General features: G+C 57.8%; 22 protein-coding genes, 1 tRNA gene and 1 pseudogene. 4 read left to right on the top strand and 20 right to left on the bottom strand.

Translation table 11 applies throughout. The annotated features are described in order from the left end of the window. Positions 1-150: 150 nt before the first annotated feature. The 3 genes and pseudogenes from H4N61_RS08715 to sulP form a co-directional block, all read right to left on the bottom strand. Positions 151-777, bottom strand: a pseudogene (locus H4N61_RS08715) (alpha/beta fold hydrolase); the annotation flags it as partial. Between the two features lie 21 nt (positions 778-798). Further along, the gene (locus H4N61_RS18365; RefSeq protein ID WP_248306586.1) at positions 799-1029 is read right to left on the bottom strand and encodes a hypothetical protein; all 231 of its coding nucleotides are present in this window, start codon (positions 1027-1029) and stop codon (positions 799-801) included. Between the two features lie 77 nt (positions 1030-1106). Beyond that, entirely contained in the window at positions 1107-2813 is a 1707-nt protein-coding gene (gene sulP, locus H4N61_RS08710) for a sulfate permease (RefSeq protein ID WP_182395814.1), read from the bottom strand. A gap of 368 nt (positions 2814-3181) precedes the next feature. Between sulP and H4N61_RS08705 the strand changes: the two genes are divergently transcribed. Next, positions 3182-3258 (top strand) — tRNA-Asp (locus H4N61_RS08705). A gap of 212 nt (positions 3259-3470) precedes the next feature. On the opposite strand, the gene H4N61_RS08700 is transcribed toward H4N61_RS08705, so the two are convergent. The 9 genes from H4N61_RS08700 to H4N61_RS08660 are packed head-to-tail and all read right to left on the bottom strand — an operon-like array spanning position 3471 to position 12377. Beyond that, complete coding sequence (locus H4N61_RS08700) at positions 3471-4490, bottom strand: GntR family transcriptional regulator (protein ID WP_182395813.1); 1020 nt, start codon at positions 4488-4490, stop codon at positions 3471-3473. A gap of 51 nt (positions 4491-4541) precedes the next feature. Further along, positions 4542-4871 carry an L-rhamnose mutarotase gene (locus H4N61_RS08695; protein ID WP_182395812.1) on the bottom strand — a complete coding sequence of 110 codons (330 nt, stop codon included), beginning with the start codon at positions 4869-4871 and terminating at the stop codon, positions 4542-4544. Beyond that, positions 4868-5704, bottom strand: a complete 837-nt coding sequence (locus tag H4N61_RS08690) for an amidohydrolase family protein (protein WP_182395811.1) — start codon at positions 5702-5704, stop codon at positions 4868-4870. Before H4N61_RS08690 ends, H4N61_RS08695 begins: the two co-directional genes overlap by 4 nt. A gap of 8 nt (positions 5705-5712) precedes the next feature. Further along, positions 5713-6687 carry an aldo/keto reductase gene (locus H4N61_RS08685; RefSeq protein ID WP_182395810.1) on the bottom strand — a complete coding sequence of 325 codons (975 nt, stop codon included), beginning with the start codon at positions 6685-6687 and terminating at the stop codon, positions 5713-5715. Positions 6688-6696: 9 nt separating this feature from the next. After that, positions 6697-7803 carry a mandelate racemase/muconate lactonizing enzyme family protein gene (locus H4N61_RS08680; RefSeq protein ID WP_182395808.1) on the bottom strand — a complete coding sequence of 369 codons (1107 nt, stop codon included), beginning with the start codon at positions 7801-7803 and terminating at the stop codon, positions 6697-6699. Further along, positions 7800-9326: a sugar ABC transporter ATP-binding protein gene (locus H4N61_RS08675; RefSeq protein ID WP_182395806.1), complete on the bottom strand. Its 1527-nt coding sequence runs from the start codon at positions 9324-9326 to the stop codon at positions 7800-7802. Before H4N61_RS08675 ends, H4N61_RS08680 begins: the two co-directional genes overlap by 4 nt. 1 nt (position 9327) lies before the next feature. Beyond that, positions 9328-10281 carry an ABC transporter permease gene (locus tag H4N61_RS08670; protein ID WP_182395804.1) on the bottom strand — a complete coding sequence of 318 codons (954 nt, stop codon included), beginning with the start codon at positions 10279-10281 and terminating at the stop codon, positions 9328-9330. Then, complete coding sequence (locus H4N61_RS08665) at positions 10278-11285, bottom strand: ABC transporter permease (protein ID WP_182395803.1); 1008 nt, start codon at positions 11283-11285, stop codon at positions 10278-10280. The genes H4N61_RS08670 and H4N61_RS08665 overlap by 4 nt, the downstream gene beginning before the upstream one ends. A gap of 57 nt (positions 11286-11342) precedes the next feature. After that, positions 11343-12377 carry a sugar ABC transporter substrate-binding protein gene (locus H4N61_RS08660; protein ID WP_182395801.1) on the bottom strand — a complete coding sequence of 345 codons (1035 nt, stop codon included), beginning with the start codon at positions 12375-12377 and terminating at the stop codon, positions 11343-11345. 804 nt (positions 12378-13181) lie between these two features. On the opposite strand from H4N61_RS08660, the gene H4N61_RS08655 reads away from it, so the two are divergent. From H4N61_RS08655 to H4N61_RS08645, 3 genes are all read left to right on the top strand, one after another. Then, positions 13182-13649, top strand: coding sequence for a hypothetical protein (locus tag H4N61_RS08655; protein ID WP_182395799.1), 468 nt, complete (start codon positions 13182-13184; stop codon positions 13647-13649). Positions 13650-13720: 71 nt separating this feature from the next. Further along, complete coding sequence (locus H4N61_RS08650) at positions 13721-15208, top strand: pertactin-like passenger domain-containing protein (protein WP_182395797.1); 1488 nt, start codon at positions 13721-13723, stop codon at positions 15206-15208. Between the two features lie 6 nt (positions 15209-15214). Next, positions 15215-15817 (top strand): autotransporter outer membrane beta-barrel domain-containing protein, encoded by a 603-nt coding sequence (locus H4N61_RS08645; protein ID WP_182395795.1) that lies wholly within the window; start codon positions 15215-15217, stop codon positions 15815-15817. Positions 15818-15938: 121 nt separating this feature from the next. Here H4N61_RS08645 and H4N61_RS08640 read toward each other — a convergent pair whose 3' ends face one another. From H4N61_RS08640 to H4N61_RS08605, 8 genes are all read right to left on the bottom strand, one after another. Next, complete coding sequence (locus tag H4N61_RS08640; protein ID WP_169193799.1) at positions 15939-16616, bottom strand: hypothetical protein; 678 nt, start codon at positions 16614-16616, stop codon at positions 15939-15941. Beyond that, positions 16616-17662 carry a sn-glycerol-3-phosphate ABC transporter ATP-binding protein UgpC gene (ugpC, locus tag H4N61_RS08635; RefSeq protein ID WP_182395793.1) on the bottom strand — a complete coding sequence of 349 codons (1047 nt, stop codon included), beginning with the start codon at positions 17660-17662 and terminating at the stop codon, positions 16616-16618. The genes H4N61_RS08640 and ugpC overlap by 1 nt, the downstream gene beginning before the upstream one ends. Before the next feature lie 3 nt (positions 17663-17665). Beyond that, on the bottom strand, positions 17666-18508 hold the full coding sequence (locus H4N61_RS08630) for a carbohydrate ABC transporter permease (RefSeq protein ID WP_169193801.1): 843 nt from the start codon (positions 18506-18508) through the stop codon (positions 17666-17668). Beyond that, positions 18498-19415: a sugar ABC transporter permease gene (locus H4N61_RS08625; protein WP_182395791.1), complete on the bottom strand. Its 918-nt coding sequence runs from the start codon at positions 19413-19415 to the stop codon at positions 18498-18500. The genes H4N61_RS08630 and H4N61_RS08625 overlap by 11 nt, the downstream gene beginning before the upstream one ends. A gap of 181 nt (positions 19416-19596) precedes the next feature. Next, complete coding sequence (locus tag H4N61_RS08620) at positions 19597-20868, bottom strand: sugar ABC transporter substrate-binding protein (protein WP_182395789.1); 1272 nt, start codon at positions 20866-20868, stop codon at positions 19597-19599. Positions 20869-20890: 22 nt separating this feature from the next. Then, the gene (locus H4N61_RS08615) at positions 20891-22504 is read right to left on the bottom strand and encodes an FAD-dependent oxidoreductase (RefSeq protein WP_210337003.1); all 1614 of its coding nucleotides are present in this window, start codon (positions 22502-22504) and stop codon (positions 20891-20893) included. A 14-nt stretch (positions 22505-22518) separates the two neighbouring features. After that, on the bottom strand, positions 22519-23535 hold the full coding sequence (locus tag H4N61_RS08610; RefSeq protein WP_182395788.1) for a LacI family DNA-binding transcriptional regulator: 1017 nt from the start codon (positions 23533-23535) through the stop codon (positions 22519-22521). Positions 23536-23980: 445 nt separating this feature from the next. Continuing rightward, on the bottom strand, positions 23981-24715 hold the full coding sequence (locus H4N61_RS08605; RefSeq protein ID WP_182395786.1) for a ribonuclease activity regulator RraA: 735 nt from the start codon (positions 24713-24715) through the stop codon (positions 23981-23983). Positions 24716-24734 lie beyond the last annotated feature (19 nt).

The following is a 24734-nucleotide window of genomic DNA, read 5'->3' as shown; positions in this document are numbered from 1 at the left end:
GGAAAAGTTGGCTAATCGCCAATTTTGTGGTTCGGGCAATGGCCGGCGCATATAAATGGGCTGAGCGCGCGCATATTTTTGGGCTGCCGCCTATTAACGGCTAGTCCCCTGTACTTAGAAAGGAGGGCCGCAACGACCCTCCTCAAAACCCTACTTCCCCAAAAACGGCTTCATGAACGCCACGGTGCTTTCCAGCATTTCATCCAGCGTCGTGGTGTCGGTGAACACATTAAAACTGTGGTCCATATCGCGGACGAAATGCTCTTCGTCCCCCTCGTGGGCGTCGATGAACAGTTGACCGCCACCAAAGGCCACGGCTTCGTCTTTCGTGCCTTCGGCCACGAAGAGCGCACCCTTGTAGGCCGCGATTTCTTCGGTCGGCTTGGTGGTTGCGATTTCTTCAAAATAGCTTTGTTTCAGGAACAGCGAGAAACCCCATGGCATGGGGAGTTCGAGCGGCGTGTCGCCGGTCGTCAGGCCCGCTTGCACCTTTTCAGGGGTGAGCAGGGTGTCAAAAGTCTGTTTCGGGTCTGCGACGGCGGCCCAGAGCGCTGTGACTTTTGGGACATTGCTGCGGCCCGCAACGGCAGAGGCGACGAGGCCGCCTTGGCTCCAACCGATGATGCCGATGTTGTCGGCGTCGACGCTGTCGAGCGTCTTGACGAAATCCAGCGCGGCGAGGCCATCGGCGATCTGGCCGGAATAGGTCGTGTCAGGGAATTCGCCATCGCTTTCGCCCGAATTGCGGAAGTCGATGCGCAGGCTCGCGATCCCCTCGGCGGCGAGCTTGTCGGCGGTTTAGGTGAAAATGCCCTTGCCCACGGATGGGATTTCCAGCTCATCGCGGGAGCCGCCAAAGCCGTGGAACAGCAGAACCACAGGGGCTGGGTCGCCCTCGGGGGTGACGAGTGTGCCGACGACTTTCATGCCGTCGACCTCATATGAAACATTTTTAGTTTCCGGCGCGGCGAAAGCGGTGCTGGTGAGCAGCAGGGCTAGGCCAAGGCCGAGTGCAATGCGTGATGCCATTTGCGTTCCCTCCGGGCCGGACTCTCCGGCCCTATAAGGAGGATAGTCACCAAATTCGCGGCTGTGCAATGGCTCGGCTAGCTCCGCAGCGCAGACACTGCCTGGTGCTGACTGAGAAAAACCTTGCCGGACAAATCACGCAGGAAGTCGGTGGATTTGAGTTTGTCCATAACCGGGCCTTTCACCTCAGAGAGGTGCAGTTTAACGCCCTGAGTGTCGAGGCGATGTTGGATCGCTTCGAGGCTTTCGAGGGCTGATAGGTCGATGAAATTCACCGCCGAACACATCAGCACCACATGTTTCACCCGATCATTCCCCGCGACCTGATCGGTGACCAAATCCTCCAAGAAGCGCGCATTGGCAAAATAGAGGCTTTCATCGACGCGGATGGAGAGGATTTCCGGATGCGTTTCCACCGTGTGACGCTTGATATTGCGGAAATGCTCGGTGCCGGGCACTTGGCCGACCACAGCGGCGTGGGGCTTTGACGAACGGTAGAGAAAGATCAGGATTGAAGTCCCGACGCCCAGAGCGATGCCGGTTTCAACGCCGAGCAGAAGCGTTCCGATCAGCGTAATGGCGACAGCCGCAAAATCGGCCTTGGAATAGGCCCAGGCGCGTTTGAATACTGAGAAATCGACCAGCGTCAGCACCGCGATCACAATGGTCGCCGCCAGTGTTGCCTTGGGCAAAACGGCGAGGAAGGGCGTCAGCAGGAGCGTTGCGAGAGCAATGCCGATGGCCGTGAATGCACCCGCCGCTGGGGTGGCCGCGCCAGCATCAAAATTGACAACGGATCGAGCAAAGCCGCCGGTCACCGGATAGCCGCCACCAATGCCTGCCGCCACATTGGCAATGCCGAGGCCAATCAATTCTTGATTGGGCGAGATGCGCTCGCGGCGCTTGGCGGCCAGCGTTTGGGCAACTGAGATGGTTTCGACAAACCCAACGATGGAAATGATCAGCGCCGGAACCAGCAGCTGTTGCACTGTGTCGAGCGAGAAACTCGGCAGTGACAGCATGGGTAGGCCTTGCGGCACATCACCGACTAGGGCGACGCCCTTAGCGCCGAGATCGAAAATCACCGATAGCGCCATAGTCAGAAAGACGACAAACACCGGACCGGCGCGGACGATGACGTTTGCCACTCCCTTCGGCACATGGAGCCGCTTCAACCAGTTTTTGAGATCGAAGCGGATCCAGAGCAAGAGGCCGAGCGAAAGCGCGCCGATGCCAAAGGTATAGAGATTGATCGCGCCAATGCTGCTCGCGATGGAGCTGAACAAGCCGGGCAGGGCGTGTCCACTGGTTGAAATGCCCAGAAGTCCGCCCAATTGGCTCGTCGCGATAATCAGGCCCGAGGCGGTGATGAAGCCTGAGATCACCGGATGGGACAAAAAGTTTGCCAGAAAACCGAGGCGGAATAGGCCCATCAACGTCAGCATCGCGCCAGACATCAGCGCCAGAATGATGGCGGCGCTGGCATAATCCGCCGTGCCTTCGGCCGCCACGCGACCGACCGCTGTCGCCGTCATCAGCGAGATCACCGCGACAGGCCCAACCGCCAGCGCCGAGGAAGTGCCGAAAATCGCATAGACGATAAGCGGCAGAATTGACGCGTAGAGACCAACCTCCGGCGGCAGCCCCGCCAGCAGAGCATAGGCTAGCGACTGCGGAATGAGCATGATCGTGACAATCACCGCCGCGAGCATGTCGCTGGTCAGGGTCTGGCGATTATATTTTCTACCCCAGTCAAGAATGGGGAGGTAGGATTGGAGGCGCACGCTCGGGCTCCTGGCTGTTCAATCTGGCCCAGAGGCCGCAGAAATATTCGCGCGCTGGCGGGCCGAGTGGAAGCCGACGTCTGCTTACAGAGCGTGTGGCCCGATTTTCCGGCATTTTCGCGCAGTATTTTCATTCGTATATACGCAATATCTAATATATGGCAAGCCTATTGTTGCGCCTTTTGGGCCGGACATGCCTTTGCCGGGCCACGCGTGGCGCCCAAAAGTGCCAGCCAAGTGCCAATGATATGCCCATCGGCGCCACAGATGTTGAAAAGCTTTGAGAATTTTCTAGAGGCCGCTTTACAGGGGCAAATCACGCCCCTATACAGAGCCCACGTTGCGCTGAACGAGAGTTCGCAAGCGCTGCGGGAGTAGCTCAGTTGGTTAGAGCGCCGGCCTGTCACGCCGGAGGTCGCGGGTTCGAGCCCCGTCTCTCGCGCCATTTTCTTTCATTGAAATTGTCGCATTTTGACACTCTCAGACGCAGTCTGTAGTGTTCTTGTCTTTCGCAATTCCAGCTCAATAGTGCCGCCGGGTAGGGGTGTTTGGCATGAGTTATGGACTTTCGGCGACCGGATGCTGAGCGTCAGTGCTGCCGATTTTGATTCAGTTTCCGCTTCGGACCTATATGCCGTTGTTCTGTGACGAGCTTGCTCATCCCTGTTGCGGCTGGATGAGGTAGCTTGGAATGCGGGATGTGGGTGTGGTCACGGATGCCTCGAGCACTTTTACGGTGCTGACGAGCGCTGCTTGGAGGTGGTGGACCATTTCTTTCGCAGCGGTCGCGTCGTCTCCTTTGTAGAGTGCCTCTAGGATTTTGAGGTGCTGTTCGGCCGAGGGCAGTATTTCTTCGTCGTTGAGATAGCGCTCGAAAGTGAGATGCGTCGCGATCAGGGGCAGTTGGCTGCGCTCAATGATTTGGCGGAATTGGGCGTTTGAGCACGCTAGGACGATGTCGCGGTGTAAATCGTTTTCGAGCTGGACGATTTCCGCCTCACTTGATGCCGTGCCACGCGCGACGAGTGACCGAGCTCTGTCCAAGCGGACCTTTATGTCCTCTTTTTCCAGTGACCTAGCGCCCTGAACCAAGGCGAGCGGCTCAAGCACCGAGCGCACTTCATAGTGTTCTTCAACATCGCGGACCGTGAGCCGCGGCACGTACCAGCGGCCATTGTTGCCCTGCTGCACGAGGCCGACGCGCTCAAGGCGTGTCAGCACTTCGTGGGCCACGGTGCGGCTGACGCCAAAAGTTTCCGCTAAGCTGGTGCCAACGATTTGGAAGGGGCCATAGGCCATGGAGGCGGCCACATCGCGCTCAACAAGCGGATAGAGACGGTCACGCCAGCCGCGTTGCTGCATTTCGTCGAGCTTGTCGGCCTCAAGCGATAACCCCGCTTCGAAGAGATCGAGGCGTAAAGGGATATTGGTCGTTGAGCCGACCAGAAATCCGCGACCATCAAAGCTGCAGATCAAGCCGTCTTGGGCCAGCTTTTCCAGAGCCGCTGCAGCAGGCGAGCGGCTGACACCGAAGGCTCGGGCAATCGCGGATTCTGTCAGCACCAGACCTTGGCTAAAAATGCCGCGCGTCAGGTGATCGTTCAGAACAGCGTAAATGGCATCGGAGCGTTTTCCGGGTGCCGTTGGGCGGCTATCAACCTGTGACGAGATTTCCACGGTCCTCAGCTTTGAGTGGGGCGATATGGATTGCTTCTTCGAGGATGAGGTTTAGTCGACGTGAAAAACTTCTTCCGTCGATGCCCACCATTCGCCCGGCTCGCGCGTGGTCAGTGGTTCCTGCTTTGGCCCGCAGACCGCCCACCAGCGCTGCGTTTCTGGATCCTCCGCCATTTTGGCCATGTCTGCCTCAAAGTCTGAGCCAACATACTCAAAATACGAGAACATCAAATTCTCCGGCTCGCGCAGGAAAATCGAATAATTGGTGATGTTGCAGGCTTCAATTTTGGCCAGCACACCGGGCCAAACCGCGGCATGGAGCGCCTTATAGTCCGCAATCTCTTCGGGCTTGACGCCGATCACTGATCCCACGCGTTTCATCGCGCAGCCTCCAGACGATAGATCCGCCTGGCATTGCCGTTGAACAGTTTTGCGCGATCGCTTTCCGCCGCGCTGGCGGTGATGGCGAGGGATGCCTCCACCCAGCGTTCCAGGCTGCCGTTGAGCAGCAGCACCGGGTGGTCCGAGCCCCAGACAACGCGATCCCAGCCAAAAACTTCGATGAGGTGTTCAACATAGGGCTTGAGCGTCTCAGTGCTCCATCCCGGCGCTGCGTTGACAGCAATGCCAGAAACCTTCGCTGCAACATTGGGCAGGCTGGCGATCTTCTTCAGCCCCACGCTCCAGCTCTTAAAACCCTCATTGGCGATATCGGGATTGCCACAATGGTCGAGAACAAACTGGACTTTTGGAGCTGAGGCCGCGAGTTCATAGGCGAGATGCAATTGGTTGGCCCGCACGCAGAGATCAAAACTCAAGTCTGCCTCTGCCAACAGCCTCACATTTTCCACGAACTGCGAACTCTCGCTCAGCTCATCGGGCATGGTGTGTAAAATTCGGCGCACGCCTTTGACGTGGGGCAGGGATTGTAGTGCCTGAACATGTTGGTAGAAATCCGCATGTTCCGGCCGTCCTGCGGCAATCGCCCCGCTCACGCGCGGATGCGCGGTCGCCATAAACTCGGCTTCGGCGAGCATTTGCCCTTCGGCAACATCCGCCTCCATATGCAGCGCCGCGACGATGCCTAGCTTTTCCGCTGCCGCAAAATACTCATCGGCCGTCCACGCACGATCTATCGCCGGATAATTGGCCAGCCAGGGCACATCAAATTGCGGGCGGTAGACCAGATGCAAATGGGTATCGATGATCTGCATGGTTCCTCCTAACCGAGCAAATGGCGTGCTGGATTAGACAGCGGCTTGGCCAGCAAGTCGAGATTCTTCTTGAGATTTGAAAGCTCTGCACCGCCTAGCAGCACGCTGGCCACCACATCCTGCGGCCGCGTCAGCGCAAATTGTAGCGCTGCATGGGCCAATCCCGTCTCAGCGGCTGCAAATCGGTTTTCGAGCTCTGCGACCTGCTGCAATAGATCTGGCGACGCTGGCGCGTAGTCAAACCAAGCACCCGGTTTCGGCCCAACGGCCAAAATCCCCGAATTGAACACGCCGCCCAGCACCAGCTTTGTGCCTTTTTCCCGGCACAGCGGCACCAGTTCTGCCTCTGCTTTGCGGTCGAGCAAAGTCCAGCGGCCCGCCAGCAGGATCACGTCCAGCGCATGATCTTGTAGCAGTTCAAGGCACACTTCCGTTTCATTGACGCCCAGCCCATAGGCGCCGACGAGGCCCTTGGCTTTCAGCTCCGCCAGATAGGGTAGCCCGCTTTCTAAAAAGTCCCGCATATGGGCCGGATTGTGCTCCGCCCCGAGCATGTAAGTGCCGATATCATGCACGAGCACAATATCGATCTTCTCAAGCCCCAATCGCTCTCGACTGCCTCGAAGGCTCTTTTCTATTCCGGCGGCCGTATAGTCGTAGTGCACATCATTGGGCAGTGGATCGATAAATCCATAGGCCTCGGCGCGCTGTGGGCCGGGGGTCAATACCCGCCCCACCTTGGTCGAAACCGCAAACTGATCGCGCGGCTTGCCCGCCAAAAACTGTCCCAAGCGCGCCTCGGATCGCCCACTGCCATAGCGCGGTGCGGTGTCGAAATAACGAACGCCTCGATCCCACGCGAGCTGCAAAACCTGTTGCGCCTGCTCATCGCTAATCGCAACTGCTAGGTTCCCGATTGATGCGCAGCCCATTGATATTTCGCTCACTTCGACCCCTGTCGAGCCAATGCTGCGGCTGTTCATTCCCGCCCCCTAACGCACAATGATATGCGTGCCTTCGCTGGTCTGCTTTTTGATGGCATCCCAATCCCAATCAATCCCCAGCCCCGGCTCCTCAGAGGGCACGGCGCGCCCATTGCGGATCATCATGCCGATATGGGTCAGGCCATCGAGCTGCGGAATATATTCGACCCACCGACCATTCGGCACAGCCGAGCACAGCGACACATGGAGCTCCATCAAAAAGTGCGGGCTGACCGCGACGTTAAACGTCTCCGCCAGATGCGCCACTTTCAGCCAGGGCGTGATCCCGCCGATCCGAGCCACATCGACCTGCACGATAGAACAGGCCCGCCGCTGCAGATATTCGCGGAAATGGGAGGGGTGATAGATCGACTCTCCGACAGCAATGGGCAAGGTTGTCGAGGCCGAAAGCCGCTGGTGGCCGTCGAGATCTTCGGCGGGCAGGGGTTCTTCGTACCAGCCAAGATCCAGCGGCTCATAGAGCCGCGCGCGCCGAATGGCTTCGTCAACGCTGGCGCCTTGATTGCCATCGACCATGATCTCAAAATCATGCCCCAGCGCTTCCCGCACCGCCGTCAACCGTTTGACGTCTTCTTGCGGCGGACGCCCGACCTTGATTTTCGAGCCGCCAAAACCGGCCTCTTTAGCGCGCAGCGCGTCTTCGATGAGTTCAGAAGGCTCGATGTGCAGCCAGCCGCCCTCGGTGGTGTAAAGCGGCACGGAGCGCTGCGCACCCCCGGCCTCTTTGTAGAGCGGTCGGTTTGCCCTGCGACAGCGCATGTCCCACAGCGCGGTATCGATTGCCGCCAAAGCCAAGGCGGTAATCGCGCCCACGGCAGTCGCGTGGGTATGGAAAAAGAGCTTTTTCCAAATCTCTTCGATCATCTCCGGGTCATGCCCAATGAGCTGTGGCGCCAGGTGCCGGGCAATCAGATCAACGATGGCATGGCCGCCGGTGCCGATGGTGTAGCTGTATCCAGTGCCAACCTGGCCGTCGTCGGAATAGATCCGGACAATGGGCGTCTCTTGGCTCACAAAACTCTGAATGGCATCGGTCCGTTTCACCTTCGGCACCAGATCGACCATCAGCACCTCAATGCGATCGATTTTGCTCATGCGAGCATCTCCTCCGGCGATGTTTCGGAATTGTGGATGGCAGCAATGATTTGGCTGCTCATATTTTTGTAGATGTGGTCGTTCTTGTACTGACCGGCGATGGCAAAATCCTTCATCACCACGATGTGGTCCGCCAGCGCGATCATTTCCGGCATATCGCTCGATATGACGATTATGGTCATGCCGCTATCGGCCAGTTCCACGATTAGCTCGTGAATATAGGCCTTGGTTTTGATGTCGATGCCCACGGTGGGCTCATCAATAATCAGGATGTCGACCTCAGCCGCCAGCCATTTGGCCAGCTGCACCTTTTGCTGATTGCCGCCGGACAAATTGCCCACCAATTGCTCTAACCTTGGCGTATGAATTTCTAGCCGCGCGGCTAGTGGTTTGGCCGCCGCCGTTTCTGCACCCGCATGAAGGAAACCGAAGGCATTGGCCAAGCGTCGCCAGATGGTTACAGCGATATTGGAGCGGATCGGGTGCGAGAGGATCAGTCCTTCGCTTTTCCTGTCTTCGCTGAGATAGCCAATACGATGCCGGGTGAGGGCCTCCTCGACGGATGAAATCCGCACCGGCTTGCCATCAATTTTGACGACGCCTTTGGTAATCTTTGCATCACCAATCAAGGCTCGAGCCAGCTCCGATCTGCCCGCACCAACAAGGCCGTAAAGGCCAACTATCTCGCCTTTCTTGACGTAAAGCGTAATGTCCTTATGGCCTAGGCTCGTTGAGAGGCTTTGCAGTAAGAGCTTGGTTGGCGTGTTCTCGGGTAGGTTACGGTTTTTATAGTCCGTCTCCTTCTCTTCGCGGCCAATCATCAGGGACACCAGCTTGCCTCGTGTCATCTCCGACATGGGCTCGCCACTGGCCGCAATCTTGCCGTCCCGCAAGACAGTCACACGATCGCAAATGGCAAAAACTTCTTCCAGTTTGTGACTGACAAAGACGATAGCGGCGCCCCGATCTCGCAATTGCCGCAATAGGGCGAACAGGGCGTCGGCCTCGGTTTCGCTGATTGAAGCTGTTGGCTCATCGAGCAGCAAGACCTGCGCTTCGTGGCGCAGTGCCTTCGCTATTTCGACAATCTGCATCTGCGCTACCGAGAGGTTCCGCACCTGCGTATGGGTGTCGATTGGTAACCCAATGCGATCGAGATACTTGCGCGCTTCGGCATGCGCCGCCGCGTAATCGACAAGTCCGTTTTTGCGCGGCAAATGCTCGAGCACGATGTTCTCGGCCACGCTGAACCGAGGGATCAGATTGCGCTCTTGGTGCACTGCCGAGATGCCGTGGGCAATGGCGTCTCGCGGTGAGTGTAGCTCAATCGGCTTGCCGTTGAGCAGCACACGTCCACTGTCAGGTCGGTGAACGCCCGTGATGATTTTGATCAGCGTTGACTTGCCGGCGCCATTCTCGCCCATCAGGGCGTGAATTTCGCCCGGACGAAGGTCGAGTGAGACGGTGTCGAGCGCTTTAACACCCGGAAAGGCTTTGGTTGCGCCTTCAATTGACAGCACCATTTCAGTCGCCCCCTGTCCGAATGGCTCGGAGCCGATTGATCCCAACCGCTCCGAGAATGAGCGCACCGAGAATAAACTGGACCCAATATGGGTCGACCTTGACCAGCACCATGCCGTTCTCGATCAGCGCAATCAGCACTACGGCGAGCAAAGTGCCGATGATGGAGATATGCCCGCCCGACAGCGACGCACCGCCGATGATCGGCGCGGCAAAGGAGATGATCAGCCAGTTGGAGCCAATAGTTGGTTGCGCTGATCCAAGCTGTGCAACCGCCAAGACGGCCGCCACCGCTGCTAGGAGGCCCGACAGTGTATGAGCCTTGATGATCGTGCGCGGCAGCGAAATGCCCGAGAGCTGGGCGGCATTGGCATTGCCACCAACCGCCAACATGTGTCGCCCCGTTGGTACACGCGAAAAGAACAGCGCCAGTAATCCGGTGACGATCAGCGGCACAATCAGCAGCAGAGGCAAAATGCCAATACGGCCAGTACCAAAAGACACGAATTCAGCAGGCAAATTGTAGAACGGAATTGAGCGGGTAATGCCAAGATTGATGCCCGCGAAAGCCGAGCCGGTGGCCAGAGTAACGATAAAGCCGTTGATGCCGGTCCGCACGGTCAGCCAACCATTGATAAATCCGGCGAGGCCGCCAACGGCAATCGCCGCCGGCACTGCCAGGACCACGGGCACGCCCAGCGCGTCCATCAACCCGCCGACCGTGATGGCGACGAGGCCTCCGAGCGACCCGATAGCCAAGTTCATCTGGCCCACACCCAGCGTCACCATCTGCGCATAGGCAACGAGTAGCGCCACGCAAAAACTGCGCAGGAGAACGAAAAGATTGAATTCCGTCAGAAATGACGGTGCGGCGATGGCGAGCGCGACCATGCCCACCAGAATGGCGAGCAGAATGCCCGACCACTCCACCTGCAAAACGCGATTGAAAGAAGTCATGCGCGGCGCACCTGTCGTTTGAGCGCTTGGCTGGCGCGATAGCGTTCGAGCAGCACCGCCGAGAGCAGGATCACACCGAGGAAAAGTTGCAGCCAGAAATTACCCACCTGCAGCACCAGCAGCCCACTGCGAATAGTGCTGACCAGCGCCGCACCAAGCATGGTGCCGATCACCGAGACCATGCCGCCAGCTAAGGCCGTGCCGCCGAGTACCGGAGCGAGGAACGAAGGCAGCAGCCAATCATCGCCGCCAACCGAAGGCATGGCTGCGCCAAGGCGCGAGGTCAGCATGATCCCCGCTGCGGCCGCCAGCACGCCAGAGAGTGCGTGTGAGATGATAATGGCCCGGCCGGTATTGATCCCCGACATCTGCGCCGCCCGCGTATTGGCCCCCGTCGCCAGGATTTCCCGGCCAAGTCGGGTGAAGCGATAAAGGACGAAAAGCAGCGCGCCTATGCCGATGGCGACCCACAAGAGCGAGGGCAGGGTGAGAAAGCTCGACTTGCCAAACTCGCCGACGCTCACGGGCAGGGCATTGTACGGCACCGCCTTGGTCAGGATCAGCATGCCGCCCGAAAAGAGGCTGGCGCTGGCAAGGGTGACGATGAAACTGTTCACCCCGGTTTTGACAATCGTAAAACCGTTGAGCCAACCCAGCGCCGCTCCGCCGAGCAGGGCGCCTGCCAAAGCAATGGGTATCGGCAGGCCGAGGGTTTGTAGCAGAAAGCCGGTGAGCATCACCGCGCAGACACCAATGGCTCCCACCGAGAGGTTCATTCCACCTGTGGCCAGCACCGCCATTTGCGCAAAGCCAATGACGATATCGACCGCAAGGGAGCGCCCCAGCGAATTGAGATTGAAACGCGAGAGAAATCCCGGCGCGAGACTTGAAAAGATGATCCAAAACGCAGCGACGATGACAAACAGGCCCAGTTGTGTCGAGCCTTTGCCCAAAAAGTCCAGCAGCGAGCGGCGCGGTGTCAGCGCGCTATCAGTGGCGGTCATGGCAATAATCCGGAAAGGCGATGCCGCACCAACAACGGAGCGGCATCGCGTCAAGGCCTAGTTGCAGGTCAGATACTTGTCCTTGAAGCCCGACTGGATTTCCGTGGTCAGTGCCTTGAGGTCGTTCTGGTAGGCGTCAATATTGGCCGCCGAAATCACCAGGGTTCCGGAGTCGATGAACTTGGCTGTCTGTGGTGTTGTCACAAACGGCGCATCGGCCTTAACCGTGCAGCTGCCCGAGGCCAACAGGTCGAGCACATAGGCGCTGATATAGGCCTGACCATAGGGGTTCTGGGCCATGGTTCCGGCAACAAAGCCGTCACGGATCGCATCGAGAACAATTGGGTCATCATCAATACCGACGAATTTGATCCACTTGTCACCGAGATTGCGCAGCGCCGTTGAGGATACGACCGACGGGATATAAGCGGTCGCAATCATGCCACCGATTTCATCCTTTTGCGCGGCCAGTAGGGCGTTGATTTTTTGGTCCGCAGCTTCCTGCGCATCGGTATCCGCAACGGTCTGCAGGAGCGTCACCGCGCCATTGGTTTCATCAACCGCCTTCTGTACCGCGTCGCTGCGCAGTGTGGTGTTTGGGTCGACCAGCAGGCCTGCAAGATGCACGATTGCGCCCTTGCCACCCATGGCCTCAATCAATGCCTTAGTGCCGAGGTAAGCCGATTGATACACGTCCGTCCCGAAGCAGAACTCGACCTGTGTTGGGTCCTGAGCGCAACCCGCGACGGCGAGCGAGGGGATGCCATTGTCCTTGAGTTCGGCAACGGTCGAATTGATCCCAACCGCATCACCGGGGAAAATACCGAACCCGGTGTAACCCTGCGCGGCGAGGCTTTCGAGCAGCTCGGTCTGCAGCTCCAGCTTCCAATCCGATGGAACTTTGAATTCCACAGTGGCAATGCCAAAATCTTTGGCTGCATCGGCCGCTGCCTGTTCCCATGGCGTGAAGTATGGGTGCGGGCCGCCCGAAATGATAGCGATCTTATTATCGGACGCCGAACCAGCCACTGGCATCAGAGCCGTGGCGACAACCAGCGATGCAGCAACAAGGCTGCTCAAACGAAATGTCATGTGATCCTCCCAGATCGCGACGTCAGAGCTCCTCCTCCTCGCCGCTTGTCACAATAGCTAACATTAAGTGTATTTGGTATGCAATATGCGTTTAGGAGCGAGGCATCTGGTTTGGCTATGCACCATGCAGCTTAGTTCCGAGAGAGTTGCACACGAGCCAGAGCAAACAGCGGGCCGCCGCCAAATCACATTCGGCAACATGAGTCGCTTCTGTTTGTGATGAACTATTGGTGTGTGTCGATCAGAATGTATTTGTCAAAGAATTGTGCAATTACTCAATTCCTTGGCTCTGTGATATTATTTCAGAGATTGAATGCTTGCCTTAAGGGGTCGTCATTAAGCAAAAATAATTAGTATTCGCGCGGTACTTCTGTAAATGATATTTTATGGCGATGCCTGTAGTTAACTTTGTATTTGCGTTATTGGTTCTTCCTCCTTCATTACCGTTAATTCCTCCTTGCTTTACCAAGTTGGCGCAGGAGGGTTGGGAGATGACCAATGCACGTCGCTAGCCGAACGCTCATTCGCATTTGTAGGCTTGCATCCACCGGCATCCTTTCAATGCTGACCTATTGTGTCTCGACCAGTCAGGGATACGCGCAATCCGCCTGCCAACCCCAAACTGGATCGCTCAGTATTACCATTGGTTCGTGTTCTGATCGGGATGTCACGCGGGAGAAAACATCCGGCTCAGGTGCCGTCGTCGACGTGACAGGTGGTCATTATACTGGGCAGGGTGTGGTCCTGCGCAGTCTGGGTACCCACTCCATCGGATTAAAGCTGGACGGAGCGACGAGTTCAGCAGTGCTGAGTGACAGTACCATCAGCACGGCCGGGAGCCATAGCTATGGAATTGCAGCTACCTCGGGCGCACAGTTCGTCGCCGAAAAAGTGGGAATTACCACAAGTGATGACGGAGCTGACGGCGTTCTCGCTCAGAACACAGGTACTGAAATAACGCTCCGCAACTTAGATATTGTAACGCAAGGTCCTTCGGCGCGCGGCATTCGGGTGTTGGACGGTGCGTTCGTCAGTGCTGAACAGATTGCTATTGTTACCGAGGGAAGCGGAGCTTCCGAAGCTATCCGTGTCGAAAACGGTTCCGAGATGACCTTGGTTGACGCAGATATCTCCGTTCTGGGCAGTGACTCTTGGGGGATTTTGGTCGACACGAGCGTCTTCGACGCAAGCGGTATCCAGATTGCGACTGATGGCGCTAATGCTACTGGTGTCGATGTATATGGTGCGGGCGCGTGGGGGGGGGGGGGCTAGGTTCTGGCACTATTGAGACCAAGGGCAGCAATTCCTACGGTGCGGGCGCAGGCGCTGGTGCCGAACTTTCCATGGAACATTTTACAATCACCACGTCTGGTGGTGGAGCAGTCGGTGTCTATGCTTGGGGCGCAGGGTCACTCGTGGACCTCAGAGCAGTGACGGTTGAGACGCAAGGGTCGGCGTCATATTCGCTTGAAGCGCAGCTCGCCGGGAAAATCCAAGCTTTCGGCGGCACCTTCACGACGTCGGGTGCTTCTGCCCATGGTATTGCGGCATTTGATGGTGGTGTGGTCGAGGCGTCAAATGTCGATATCGCGGTAACAGGAACTGATGCCTCCGCCATTGCCATTTGGAATGTATCAGCGGCGGATACCAATAGTGTGACCATCAATGGAGGCAGTCTTTCTGCCTCCGCGGCACCAGTGATGTTGGTAGATGGGGGCACAGGAACAATCGCTCTAAACGGCGCCATTGATATTGTCGCGCCTACCTCAACTCCTCGTTCCGTCCTACTTGCCGTAAAAGAGTCATCGGTTGGGTCCAGTGATGTCGACGTGACGCTTACCGACGTTACTCGCGTTCATGGCGATATCGATGTCACTGGGGCTGGAAATGTGCTGAACGCTACCATTGATGGCTCGGAGTGGATCGGCGATCTCTTCGCTGACAGCAACAACACAGCCAATATTGCCCTCAAGGGCGCACGCTGGACCGGTATGGCAACTAACGCCAGCACAGTTTCTCTCAACCCCTCCGTCTGGACAATTACGGGGGACTCCAATGCGGCCTATGTCGACAACGCGGGTGAGCTAAGATTTGACCCAGCAGCCGCTGGTTTTCCGATCCTCGTTGCCAGGGACTATTTCGGTCGAGATGGGCGCTTGCGCCTGAACACGCAGCTGGATGGGGACGGTTCTCCGTCAAACCTACTCGTTATTGACGGCGGTACAGCGACGGGCAAAACCACAGTCTCCATAAACAATGCAGGTGGTTCCGGTCAGCAGACTATCGGTGACGGCATTCTGGTGATCGACACACGGGCAGGCGGAATGACTGCCCGAGACGCTTTCGCGCTTGGCGGTCGGGTCGCCGCTGGCGCTTATGAATATGTTCTGCAGCGCGGCAGTTTGACCGGTGGTGACGACGACGATTGGTTCTTGAGATCGCATGTGCCCATTGCCGCTCAAGCGGACATCCCACTTTATAGGCCGGAAGTTCCTCTATACGCGCCTATAACGGATCTTTCCCGCCGCATGGGCATGACGTTGGTCGGAACATTGCATGAGCGCGTTGGTGAGCAGGCAGGCATGGGACCTAGCTCAGATGCAAGGCTCATGAATGCTGTGTGGACTCGTGCCATCGTCGAAGGGGGCCGCGCACAGTGGGGTGGCGAACTCAATGTTAACGCAGAAGATGTTCATCTGCTGGGCCTACAAACGGGCGTTGATATCTATCGCGGCGAACACGAAGATGGTCGTCGCGATCATATCGGTGTTTATGGCGCGCTCGCTGCTTCTAAGGCGCAAGTTAGCGGATACGCGCTTGGAGCATCGTAACTCCCTGTGGGCGTAGTGGAATTGGGTGCCACGGCCGTCGGCGCCTATTGGACACATTACGAGCCCAACGGTGGTTACATCGATGGTGTCGCGCAGGCGCATTGGACACAGGTCGCCGCGATCTCAGACTATGGCATGCGTCTCGATACAGAAGGGCTGGGTCTAACGGCTTCGGTCGAAGCGGGGCAGCCCATTGCGCTGGATCAAAACTGGACGATCGAGCCGCAAGCGCAACTGATTTATCAGACTATGCGATTAGGTTCTACGGAGGACGATATTTCTCCGGTCTCGTTTGGCAGCACAGATGCGCTCACAGGTCGAGTGGGGTTCCGCCTCCGGCAAGGCTCCTCAGCGAGCGATAAAAAGCTTCAACCCTATGTGAAGGCAAACCTTTGGCACGGTTTCCGGGGCATCGACACAACCTCATTTGCCAGTCACGCCATGGAGACGCCCTTCGGCAGCACCTCAGCCGATGTTGGCGTCGGGTTCACCGCAAAAATCAGCCGTACAGCGAGCGTATACGGGCACGTCGATCACCGTTGGTCCCTCGGTGAAGGGCAAACGTCAGCCTCAACACAAGGCGTTTTGGGCGTTCGGGTTAATTGGTAGGCAGATAGTTACGGTCCTCTGGGACGGGCTGGCAGTATATTTTAAGCGTCATATCAATTGAACTGTCCGCCTCGGCCAGGACTCATACTGAGCGATCGGCAAAGGCGGACAGTTTGGACACTTACGCCGAGACAATGCCGCTTACGGCTTTGAACATGCTTTCAGCTGTGTCGCCGGTGACGATGGCGCCGAGGAGGGGGGCGGCGATGCCGATTTCGCGGAGGCGACGGGCGTCAGCGGGTGTGAGCGCGAGTTGGCTCGGCAGAATGACCGGCACATCGACCGCATCAACAATTGCTTTGTATCGCGCCAAATCGTCTTCCGTCATCGCGGTGCGGTAGCGGTCAAAGGTCATGATTGACGCTTCGATGATGCAGCCGGGAATAGCGGCGATGCGCTGAAGATCTTCGGGCGTGCTGGTTGAGGCCAAAGCAGGCATCGGGCGCAGTTTGGATTTCAGCAGATGCGGCTGGAGGTGGTCGACATAAACGTTGAACCCCTGAAAGCCGAGGTCGTACAGCGCGTCCATCTCCGCTTCGCTTGGCACGATTTCTTGCCCGGCCATTACCAATAGTGGGCAACCAAGTTTGGCCAGTTCCTCAAAGAACGGTCTTTCTTGCGCAAAAGTGCCGAAGGTGCGGTCGGTTGCGCGGTGATAGGCGTTCAAATGGGTCTTGATCGCCGTCGCACCGGCATCCAGCGCTGCTTTTGCGAGATCGATGTCATGGCGCGCCAAAGACACGATCACTGGGAAATCGCCGTTGGTGAGCGAGGCATAAAAGGGGGTAGTCGCGTACATTAGTTAATCCGGTTGCCGAGTGCGGCGTCGAATAGGTGGACCGCAGAGAGTTCAGGGGCAATATGGATGGTTTCGCCGGGCTTGGCGCCGACCCGCTCGCGGAACACGCCGACGATTGTTTGGCCACCCATTGTCATTGTGACCTGCGTTTCAGAGCCCATTGGCTCGACGAGACCGACCACTGCGGCAATGCCGGACGACGCCAGCGAGAGGTGGTCCGGGCGGATACCGTATTTGACCGGACCAGTTGGTGAGACGCCTGTAGGAATTGGCAGGGTGACGCCATTGCCGACGAAATTGCCGCCCTCGATGGTCCCCGAAATGATGTTCATTGCGGGCGAGCCGATGAAGCCCGCGACAAAGACATTTTCCGGACGATCATAGAGATCGAGCGGCGCGCCGATCTGCTCAACCTTGCCGCCATTCATGACGACAATCCGATCGGCCATGGTCATGGCTTCGATCTGGTCGTGGGTCACATAGACCGTGGTCACGCCGAGACGCTGGTGCAGGCCCTTGATTTCGCCGCGCATAACGACGCGCAGCTTGGCGTCGAGATTGGACAGCGGCTCGTCAAACAAAAACACCTGCGGGTTGCGCACGATAGCGCGGCCCATGGCAACACGCTGGCGCTGGCCGCCCGAGAGCTGACGGGGATAGCGCTCAAGGAGCGGGGTGAGCCCGAGAATGTCGGCCGCCCAATTCACACGTTCGGCGATTTCAGCCTTGGACGCGCCACGGTGCTCAAGCGAAAAGCCCATGTTGGTGGCAACCGTCATATGCGGATAGAGCGCATAATTTTGGAACACCATGGCAATGTCGCGGTCCTTGGGTTCAAGTTCATTGACGACACGGTCGCCGATGGAAATGTCGCCACCACTGATGGTTTCAAGGCCCGCGATCATGCGCAGCAGGGTCGACTTACCGCAACCAGAAGGGCCGACGAGCACGATGAACTCACCATCGGTGATGTCGACATTGATCCCGTGCAGGATGTGAGTGTCCCCGTAAGACTTGCGGACATCGTTGAGAGAAACTTTGGCCATGGATCAGCCTTTCAGACCGGTATGGGCAAGACCTTCGACAAATTGCTTTTGCGCCACGATGAAGACGATGAGCACCGGAATAGCGGTCATGGTCGCGGCAGCGAGCTGAATGTTCCACATGGCTCCACCATAGGCGTCCGTGAACTGGGTCAGCGCCTGGGGCAGGGTGAACATGTGCGTCGAGGAAATGAAGACAATAGGCTCGAGGTAGAGGTTCCACGAGTGGAGGAAGGTGAAGATGGCGACCGCGCCGAGCGCTGGCTTGGCCAGGGGCAGGGCGATCTTCCAGAAGATTTTAAACCGGCCCAGACCATCAACACGCGCGGCTTCTTCAAGTTCGCCCGGCAGGGAGATGAAGAACTGACGCATGACAAAGGTCGCGAAAACCGATGGCGCACCAAAAATCGGCACGAGAATGAGGGGCCAATGAGTGTTGACCATGCCCCAGCTCAGGAACAGCTGGAACAGCGGAACGATGGTGACTTCGGACGGAATAAGCAGGCCCAGCAGCACGATCATGAAGATCGCGTTTGAGAAGGGAAACTTGATCCGAGCAAAGGCGTAGCCCGCCATGGACGAGATGACCATGGTGCCTGCCGTGACGATGGCTGCAATATAGGCCGAGTTCCAATATTGGCGTGCGAAGGGCTGGAGCTCAAACACCTTCTGATAGGTGGTCCAGTCAAAACGACGGGGCCAGATATCGGGCGGGAAAGCGAAGATGTCGCTGATCGGTTTGACCGATGAGGTAATCATCCACCAGGTCGGGAATACGAACGGCACCAGCAGCACGCAGAGCAAGCCGTAGAGCGCCACCTTCATGCGGGGAGAAAGATCAGTTTTCATAGAACACGATCCGCTTGCGCATCTGCCACTGAACGACGGTGAGGACCGCAACGATGACAAAGAGTAGGATTGAGAGAGTGGAGCCGTAGCCGAAGAAATTGAACTGGAACGCCTGCTGGTAGAGGTAATAGACCAGCACCGTGGTCGACACGCCCGGCCCGCCCTTGGTCAGGATTGCGATCTGCGCAAAGACCTGCAGCGAACCGACAATCGTGATGATCGAGGTGAGCAGCATGGTTGGCGAGATCATCGGCAAGGTGATGCGGCGGAATTGCTTGAACTGGCCTGCGCCATCGACGCGTGCTGCCTCATAGAGTTCCTTCGGCACGCCCTGTAGGGCCGCGAGGAACAGGATCATATTGAGGCCAACGTTCTTGAAAACCTGAACGACGACGACCGAGATCATGGCCGTGTTGGGGTGGCGCAGCCAGTTCGGACCCTCGATGCCAATCATGGCAAGCAGGCCGTTGATGCCGCCGTTCACCTGCAGCAAGAAGCTCCAGACGATCGTCCATGCGACGAGAGAAACCACAACTGGCGAGAAGAACAGCGTGCGGAAAACGACAATGCCTTTGAGCTTCTGATCCATCAAAATGGCCAAGAGCAGCGCAAGGCTCATATTGAGAACGACGAGGCCCAAGCTAAAGACGGCCGACGCCCACAAAACCGGGGGGAGGTTTGGGTCGCGCAGCAGCATCTGATAGTTGGCGTCACCCACAAAGGTGAAGGTATTCGCCAGCACGTTCCACTCGTGCAGCGAATAATAGAACACCAGCGCAAGTGGGATGAGAACGAAGACGATCGTACCCACAAGCTGCGGTGCGATGAAGAGATAGCCGGCGGCCGCATCGCGACGAGCGATGGTCCAGAAGGGCGGCTTATGCGGCGCTTGTACTGGCTGAGACATTGAGGTTCCTGCGTCTCCCTCCCGCTTGCGGGGAGGGATCAAGGGTGGGGGTTAGCCACGGGCACAGTGTGTGCGGGGGCATACCCCCACCTTGGTTCACGACGGACTTGGCGTGCCAGGTCCTGTTCAGCTTCCCTCCCTGCGAGAGGGAGAGAAGAAGGAGCCGAAGCTCAAGTGGTGCTTAGCGCATCAACAGTGGGCTAACGCTCGAGCAGACGTTGTCGAGAACTGCGCCAACGTCAGCTTCTGCAACCCAGAGAGCGTCAAGCGATGCGCGGATGGTCTGCTGAATCTGAGCATAGTTGGTGTGGCCAGCCACAACATTGCCGGTGGAGATGCCGTTGATCACAACGGTTTCGATCTGTTCAGCCGAGAGCAGCGGATTGGTCGCGGTGAAGGTTTCGGTGTTCAGGAGAGCCGCACGCGCTGGTGGGAAGAACTGCGCCAGCTTTGCGCTGTTGGCTTCGTTGGTCCAGAAAGCGAGGAAGTCGACAGCAGCGTCAACATTCTTGCCCGAAGCAAGGGCACCAACACCGGCCTGACCGACAACCGAATAGGTGCCAACCTTACCAGCTGGAAGCGGAACGAGGTCCCAACCGAAGGCGTCTTCCTTTGGCAGCAGCGAAGCACGCGAGATCTGCGTGACGGTCATTGCTGCGTCGCCGGTGAAGAAGTCTACGTTTTCACCTGGGCCTGGGAAGGAGCCATCCTTGAAGATGCCGGTGTGGAAGGCCGTCATGGCTTCGACCATTTCTGGCGTGTTGAAGCCGCAAGTCTTGCCATCTGCAGACCATGCATCGGCGCCCCAACCACGGAAGAAGGCGGTCAGGTTCTGCCAGTTCTGATAGTTGAAGTCGCGGATGATGATGCCATCCTTACCTGCGTCAGCAACAGCTTTGGCCGATGCCATGGCATTGTCCCAAGTCCATTCGCCAGCCGCGATCATTTCGGCTGGAGTCTTAGCGCCAGCTGCGGTGATCAGATCGGTGTTGACGAACATCGCGAATGGCGAGGTCGAGAATGGGTAAGCATGGAGCTGACCATCGCGCTGCCAAAGTGCACGTGCGCCTTCTGTCACGTCGGCCAGATTGTAGCCTTCGATGGCGTTGAAGCGATCGGTGAGCGGAGCCAGTGCGCCAGAGGCAACAAAGTCCTGCGCGCTGGTTTCGAAGATCCAAGCCAGATCCGGTGCGTTGCCGCCTGCGATCTGAGTGGTCAAGGTCGTGGTGTAGTTGTCGAACGGTAGAGGTTCGAAGGTTACGGTCACGCCTGGATTTTCAGCGGTGTAAGCTGCCGCGATTTCGTTGAACAGCGCCATGTGCGCTTCGTTCGCGCTCCATGTGGTCATACGCAGGTTCACTGCGTCCTGAGCCCATGCGACGCCGCTGAATGCGAGCGGCAGCATGATGCCGGCGAGGGCCGCAGTGGCCTTGAGCTGAGCAATACGGTTCATAATTCTCTCCCTTGAAAGTTTCTTAGTACCCACGGACGTCCGGCCAGCGGATCTCGATCCCCTCGCGATACAGCTGAGCTTGGAAGTCCTGGAGTTTTCCGTCGTCGGCCTGCACCTGGTGCGGGGTGAGGCCATTATTGAGGCAATGAGCGGCAAGCATGCCCGCCACTTCTCCAACGTTCCATTCCACCGGATGCAAGCGATAGCAGCCGTTGGTGATGTGCGTGGTGCCCATGTTCTTGCCACCCGCGAGGAGGTTCTTCACGCGACGTGGCAGCAGAGAGCCGAGCGGGATTTCGAACGGTGCGGATTCAACGTCCACATAGTTATCGCCGCCGGTAGAGGGGTGAAGGTCGATGCGGTACATGCCGATACCGACGCTATCACGATAGTTTTTCGAGAGATTATTGCCGTGGACGAGCATGGAAACGTCCTGCTCGACGATACGGGTCACCGGCAGAATGCGGCGGCTCTCGCGAATGTAAGGGGCCATGGCCAAGCCATGTTCGGTGCCGGTGATGTCACCGCGCAGGCGCAGGCCCGGGAAGCCATAGCCACCATCGGTGCGTGGCGCTTCGGTCTGCAGCCAGTAGAAGACCGAATAGGAAAGATCGGCAGCTTCCTTGAGCATGCGCGCTTTTTCGTCTACCGACTTATCGATGATATTGCCATCGAGATAGTCGATCATCGGCCAGTTCACGAGGCAGATGTCGGAATTGTAAGCGCCCGGCACGAAGTTGCGACGCGCTGCAATACGGCGGAAGGTCCAGAGGTTGCCGTCGCCAGCATTGCGGCGCTGATCGGCATCCACTAGCAGCGGATTGTCATCCACATTCGGGGTGAATGTACGCGTGGTCTGCTCGAGCGTACGCGGATGCGGCGCGGTAAAGCCCAGCATAGGCCCGCCCCAGAAGTGCGGCTCGTAGGTGCGCCAGTAGTCGTAATTGTCCGGCTTATCGATGACGTGATTGCCGTCGACATGGTCCATGGCAAAGCAAACCGAGACGGCCTGAACATTGTCTGGCTGCGCTTCAGCAGGCGCGCTGGGTTCGCCAGTGTCTGACTGCGCTTCAAAGCCCGAAGCATATTCAGTGCCGGTCAGTGGCAGCAGATCGCCCAGTTCGGTGGCGTCGACAAAATACGGAGCCGAGCAGGTGATGACACGGTCGCTGTCGCGATGGCGCAGCGTTACGGACTTCACTTCGTCGCCGATAACTTCAGCCGAAATAGGCAGGTAGGGCTTTAAAATGGTCAGCTTGCCGCCGCCAATAGAGGGCGCGAGCATGCTTTCGAGAACGGCAAGGCCAACGCGTGGCTCTGCGCACAGGCGGCTGACATAGCCCGCACCGGGGTTAAGGTCATCCCAAGCGCGGCTGGCTTCGGTCAGCGGGTAGTGATCGCGATAGTACTGGCGGATACCCGAACGCAGTTTGCGATAGGAACGGGTAATCCCGAACTGTTCAACCCAGGAGTGCTCGTCGGGCGGAACGGCCTGACTGGTCAGCTGACCACCAATCCAGTCGTATTCCTCTGTCATGATAACAGAGCGGCCCGCGCGCAGAGCGCCGAGCGCTGCTGCAACACCGCCGAGGCCGCCGCCAACAATAAGAATATCTGCGTGAAGCTCTTTGATCATAATTTCCGGTCGAGTTAGCGAGAAACGGGGCCGAGGGTGTCACCCTCAAGCATTTGGCAAGTGAGAAGCTGTTGCTGAACGTCTTCGTTCTGCTCCAAGCGTCGCACCAACATCTGAGTAGCGCCGCGCCCCATGGCTTCACGGGGGATGGCGAAAGAGGTGAATTTGCGGCCCGGCTCTTCGGTCCGAATGTGGTTGCCGAGCACCACGATAGAGAGCGCGTTGGGCACCAAGACGCCGCGCGCACGGGCGGCCGCTTCCAACCCGATGGCGTCGACCAGTTCGGTGCAGAACACACAGGTCACGCCAGCGGCCAGCAGGCCATCAAGCAGGGCATTGGCGTCTGAGCCGACATGGTGATGGGTAAAGGCGAGTTCCGCCCCAGCCATTTCCTGCTGGAAGCCTGTCCAACGGTCGGCACTCGATTCAGCGCCTTCTTTGAAGCCGATAAACCCAAGTTTTTGGTGGCCCATGCGCTTGGTGCGCGCCACGAGCTCCGCCGTGGCTTCCGCATAATCACTGCCGACATAGGGCACCGGCCCACCCGCATCATCACGTCGGCCAACAGCCACGAAGGGGAAGTCGCCACCGACGAGGCGCGCCAGTTCATCGCGATCAAATTGGCGTCCGAGAACAATGCAGCCATCGGCCAAGCGCAGGCGGACATTGTCGCCAAAAATTTTGCGCTTCTTGCCAGCGCCGGTCAGCAGCAGCAGGTCATAACCCAGCTCCTGCGCGGCATCTTCAATGCCCAGCAAGAAGGGGAGAAAGAAGTCGGCCTGATCGGACGGGAAGGCAGGTTCGTAGGTGAACACACCCAGAATGCGATTGAGCCCATTGACCATGCGCCGCGCGACAGGATCTGCCACATAGCCTGTGTCGCGAATGACTTTGAGAACCCGTTCACGCGTATCATCAGGAATGCGACGCGCATCAGAAGGCGAACCATTCAGAACGAGAGACACAGTCGCCTGGCTGACGCCAGCGAGCTGGGCAATATCCTTTTGCGTGAGTCTCTTGTGGGCTGCCATACGAGTTCTCCAATGTGCTGATACGTATCAGCGCTTATACGCATTAGCAATAGGGACGTGGCGTTGGGATACCAGGATTAGGGGTGTCGGTAGCCCGTAGAACAGGCTCTCGAATGTGAATTGATAAGCTCAACCAAACGGTTGGCGATGTGCGGTGAGTTAATCGACCAGCCGCAAAACTGTATGCAAAGGTGTGTCGTTTTCGCGGTAATCGAGGTCTGGACGAACGGGCCAGGACCGATGAATCGGCCTTGGCGCCGGGCCAAATAATGTCGTCACGAAGCGGCTTTGGTGTGTCGTTTAAGCAGGCAGAAAAGACCCCTGCTCGACGTATCGAGCAGGAAAAAATGATTGCTAATTTCTAGGAGTTTAGCTGGGCCAAGCAGCAAGCGTTATGGGTGCCGATGAATAGGGTACGACCGTCTTGCACCACAGCCCGAGCTGCCTAACTGTTTAGCTTGCGCCAGGCTTGGTATTCTTCCTCAGCGTCGGGATGGAGCGGGTAGTAGCGCTGCAGGGACTCGCCCGCCATCAGCTTCATGCGTGAGAATTCTTCCCATTCGGCGTGCTTCTGGCCGTCTTCGATCACAGCTTGAGCCATGGAAAGGGGGACCACGACCACGCCGTCATCATCAGCAACGATAATGTCGCCGGGCACGACGGTAACCCCGCCACAGGCGATAGTGACATTGACCGCATTGGGGTAAATATCTGTCTGGACGTGGAAATTGGGCGACCAGCCTTTTAGCCACAGCGGCAAGTCCAGCTTTTCGACATTGGGCCTATCGCGCATTACGCCATCGATCACGATACCGGCGCCGCCACGACCTTTGAAATAGGTGGACATCATATCGCCGAAAATGCCGGAGCGCATGTCGCCGCGGGCGTCGACGACGACAACGTCGCCTTCTTCAACCTGATAGAGGACATGGCGATGCAATTGCGTCTCCGGGTCCGCATACTCGCCATGGTTGTAGAGGTCGGGGCGCTGCGGCAGACACTGCAGGGTCAAGGCTGGCCCACAGATCACGTTACCCTTGGTCTGCGGTAGAATGCCGGTCATATGCGGATTGCGGAAACCCATGTGTCCCAGCGTTCCTGCAATTGTTGCTGTACCGAGGCTGCGCAGTGCTTCAATAATGTGGCGTGGTGGCCGGGTGATTTTTGCAATCTCGATCATGTCAAATCCCTCCTATGCA

The sequence above is a fragment of the Devosia sp. MC521 genome, from assembly GCF_014127105.1.
Classification (GTDB): domain Bacteria; phylum Pseudomonadota; class Alphaproteobacteria; order Rhizobiales; family Devosiaceae; genus Devosia.
Note: the sequence above shows the minus strand (reverse complement) of the source record. Positions and strands in the feature narration are given on the sequence as shown.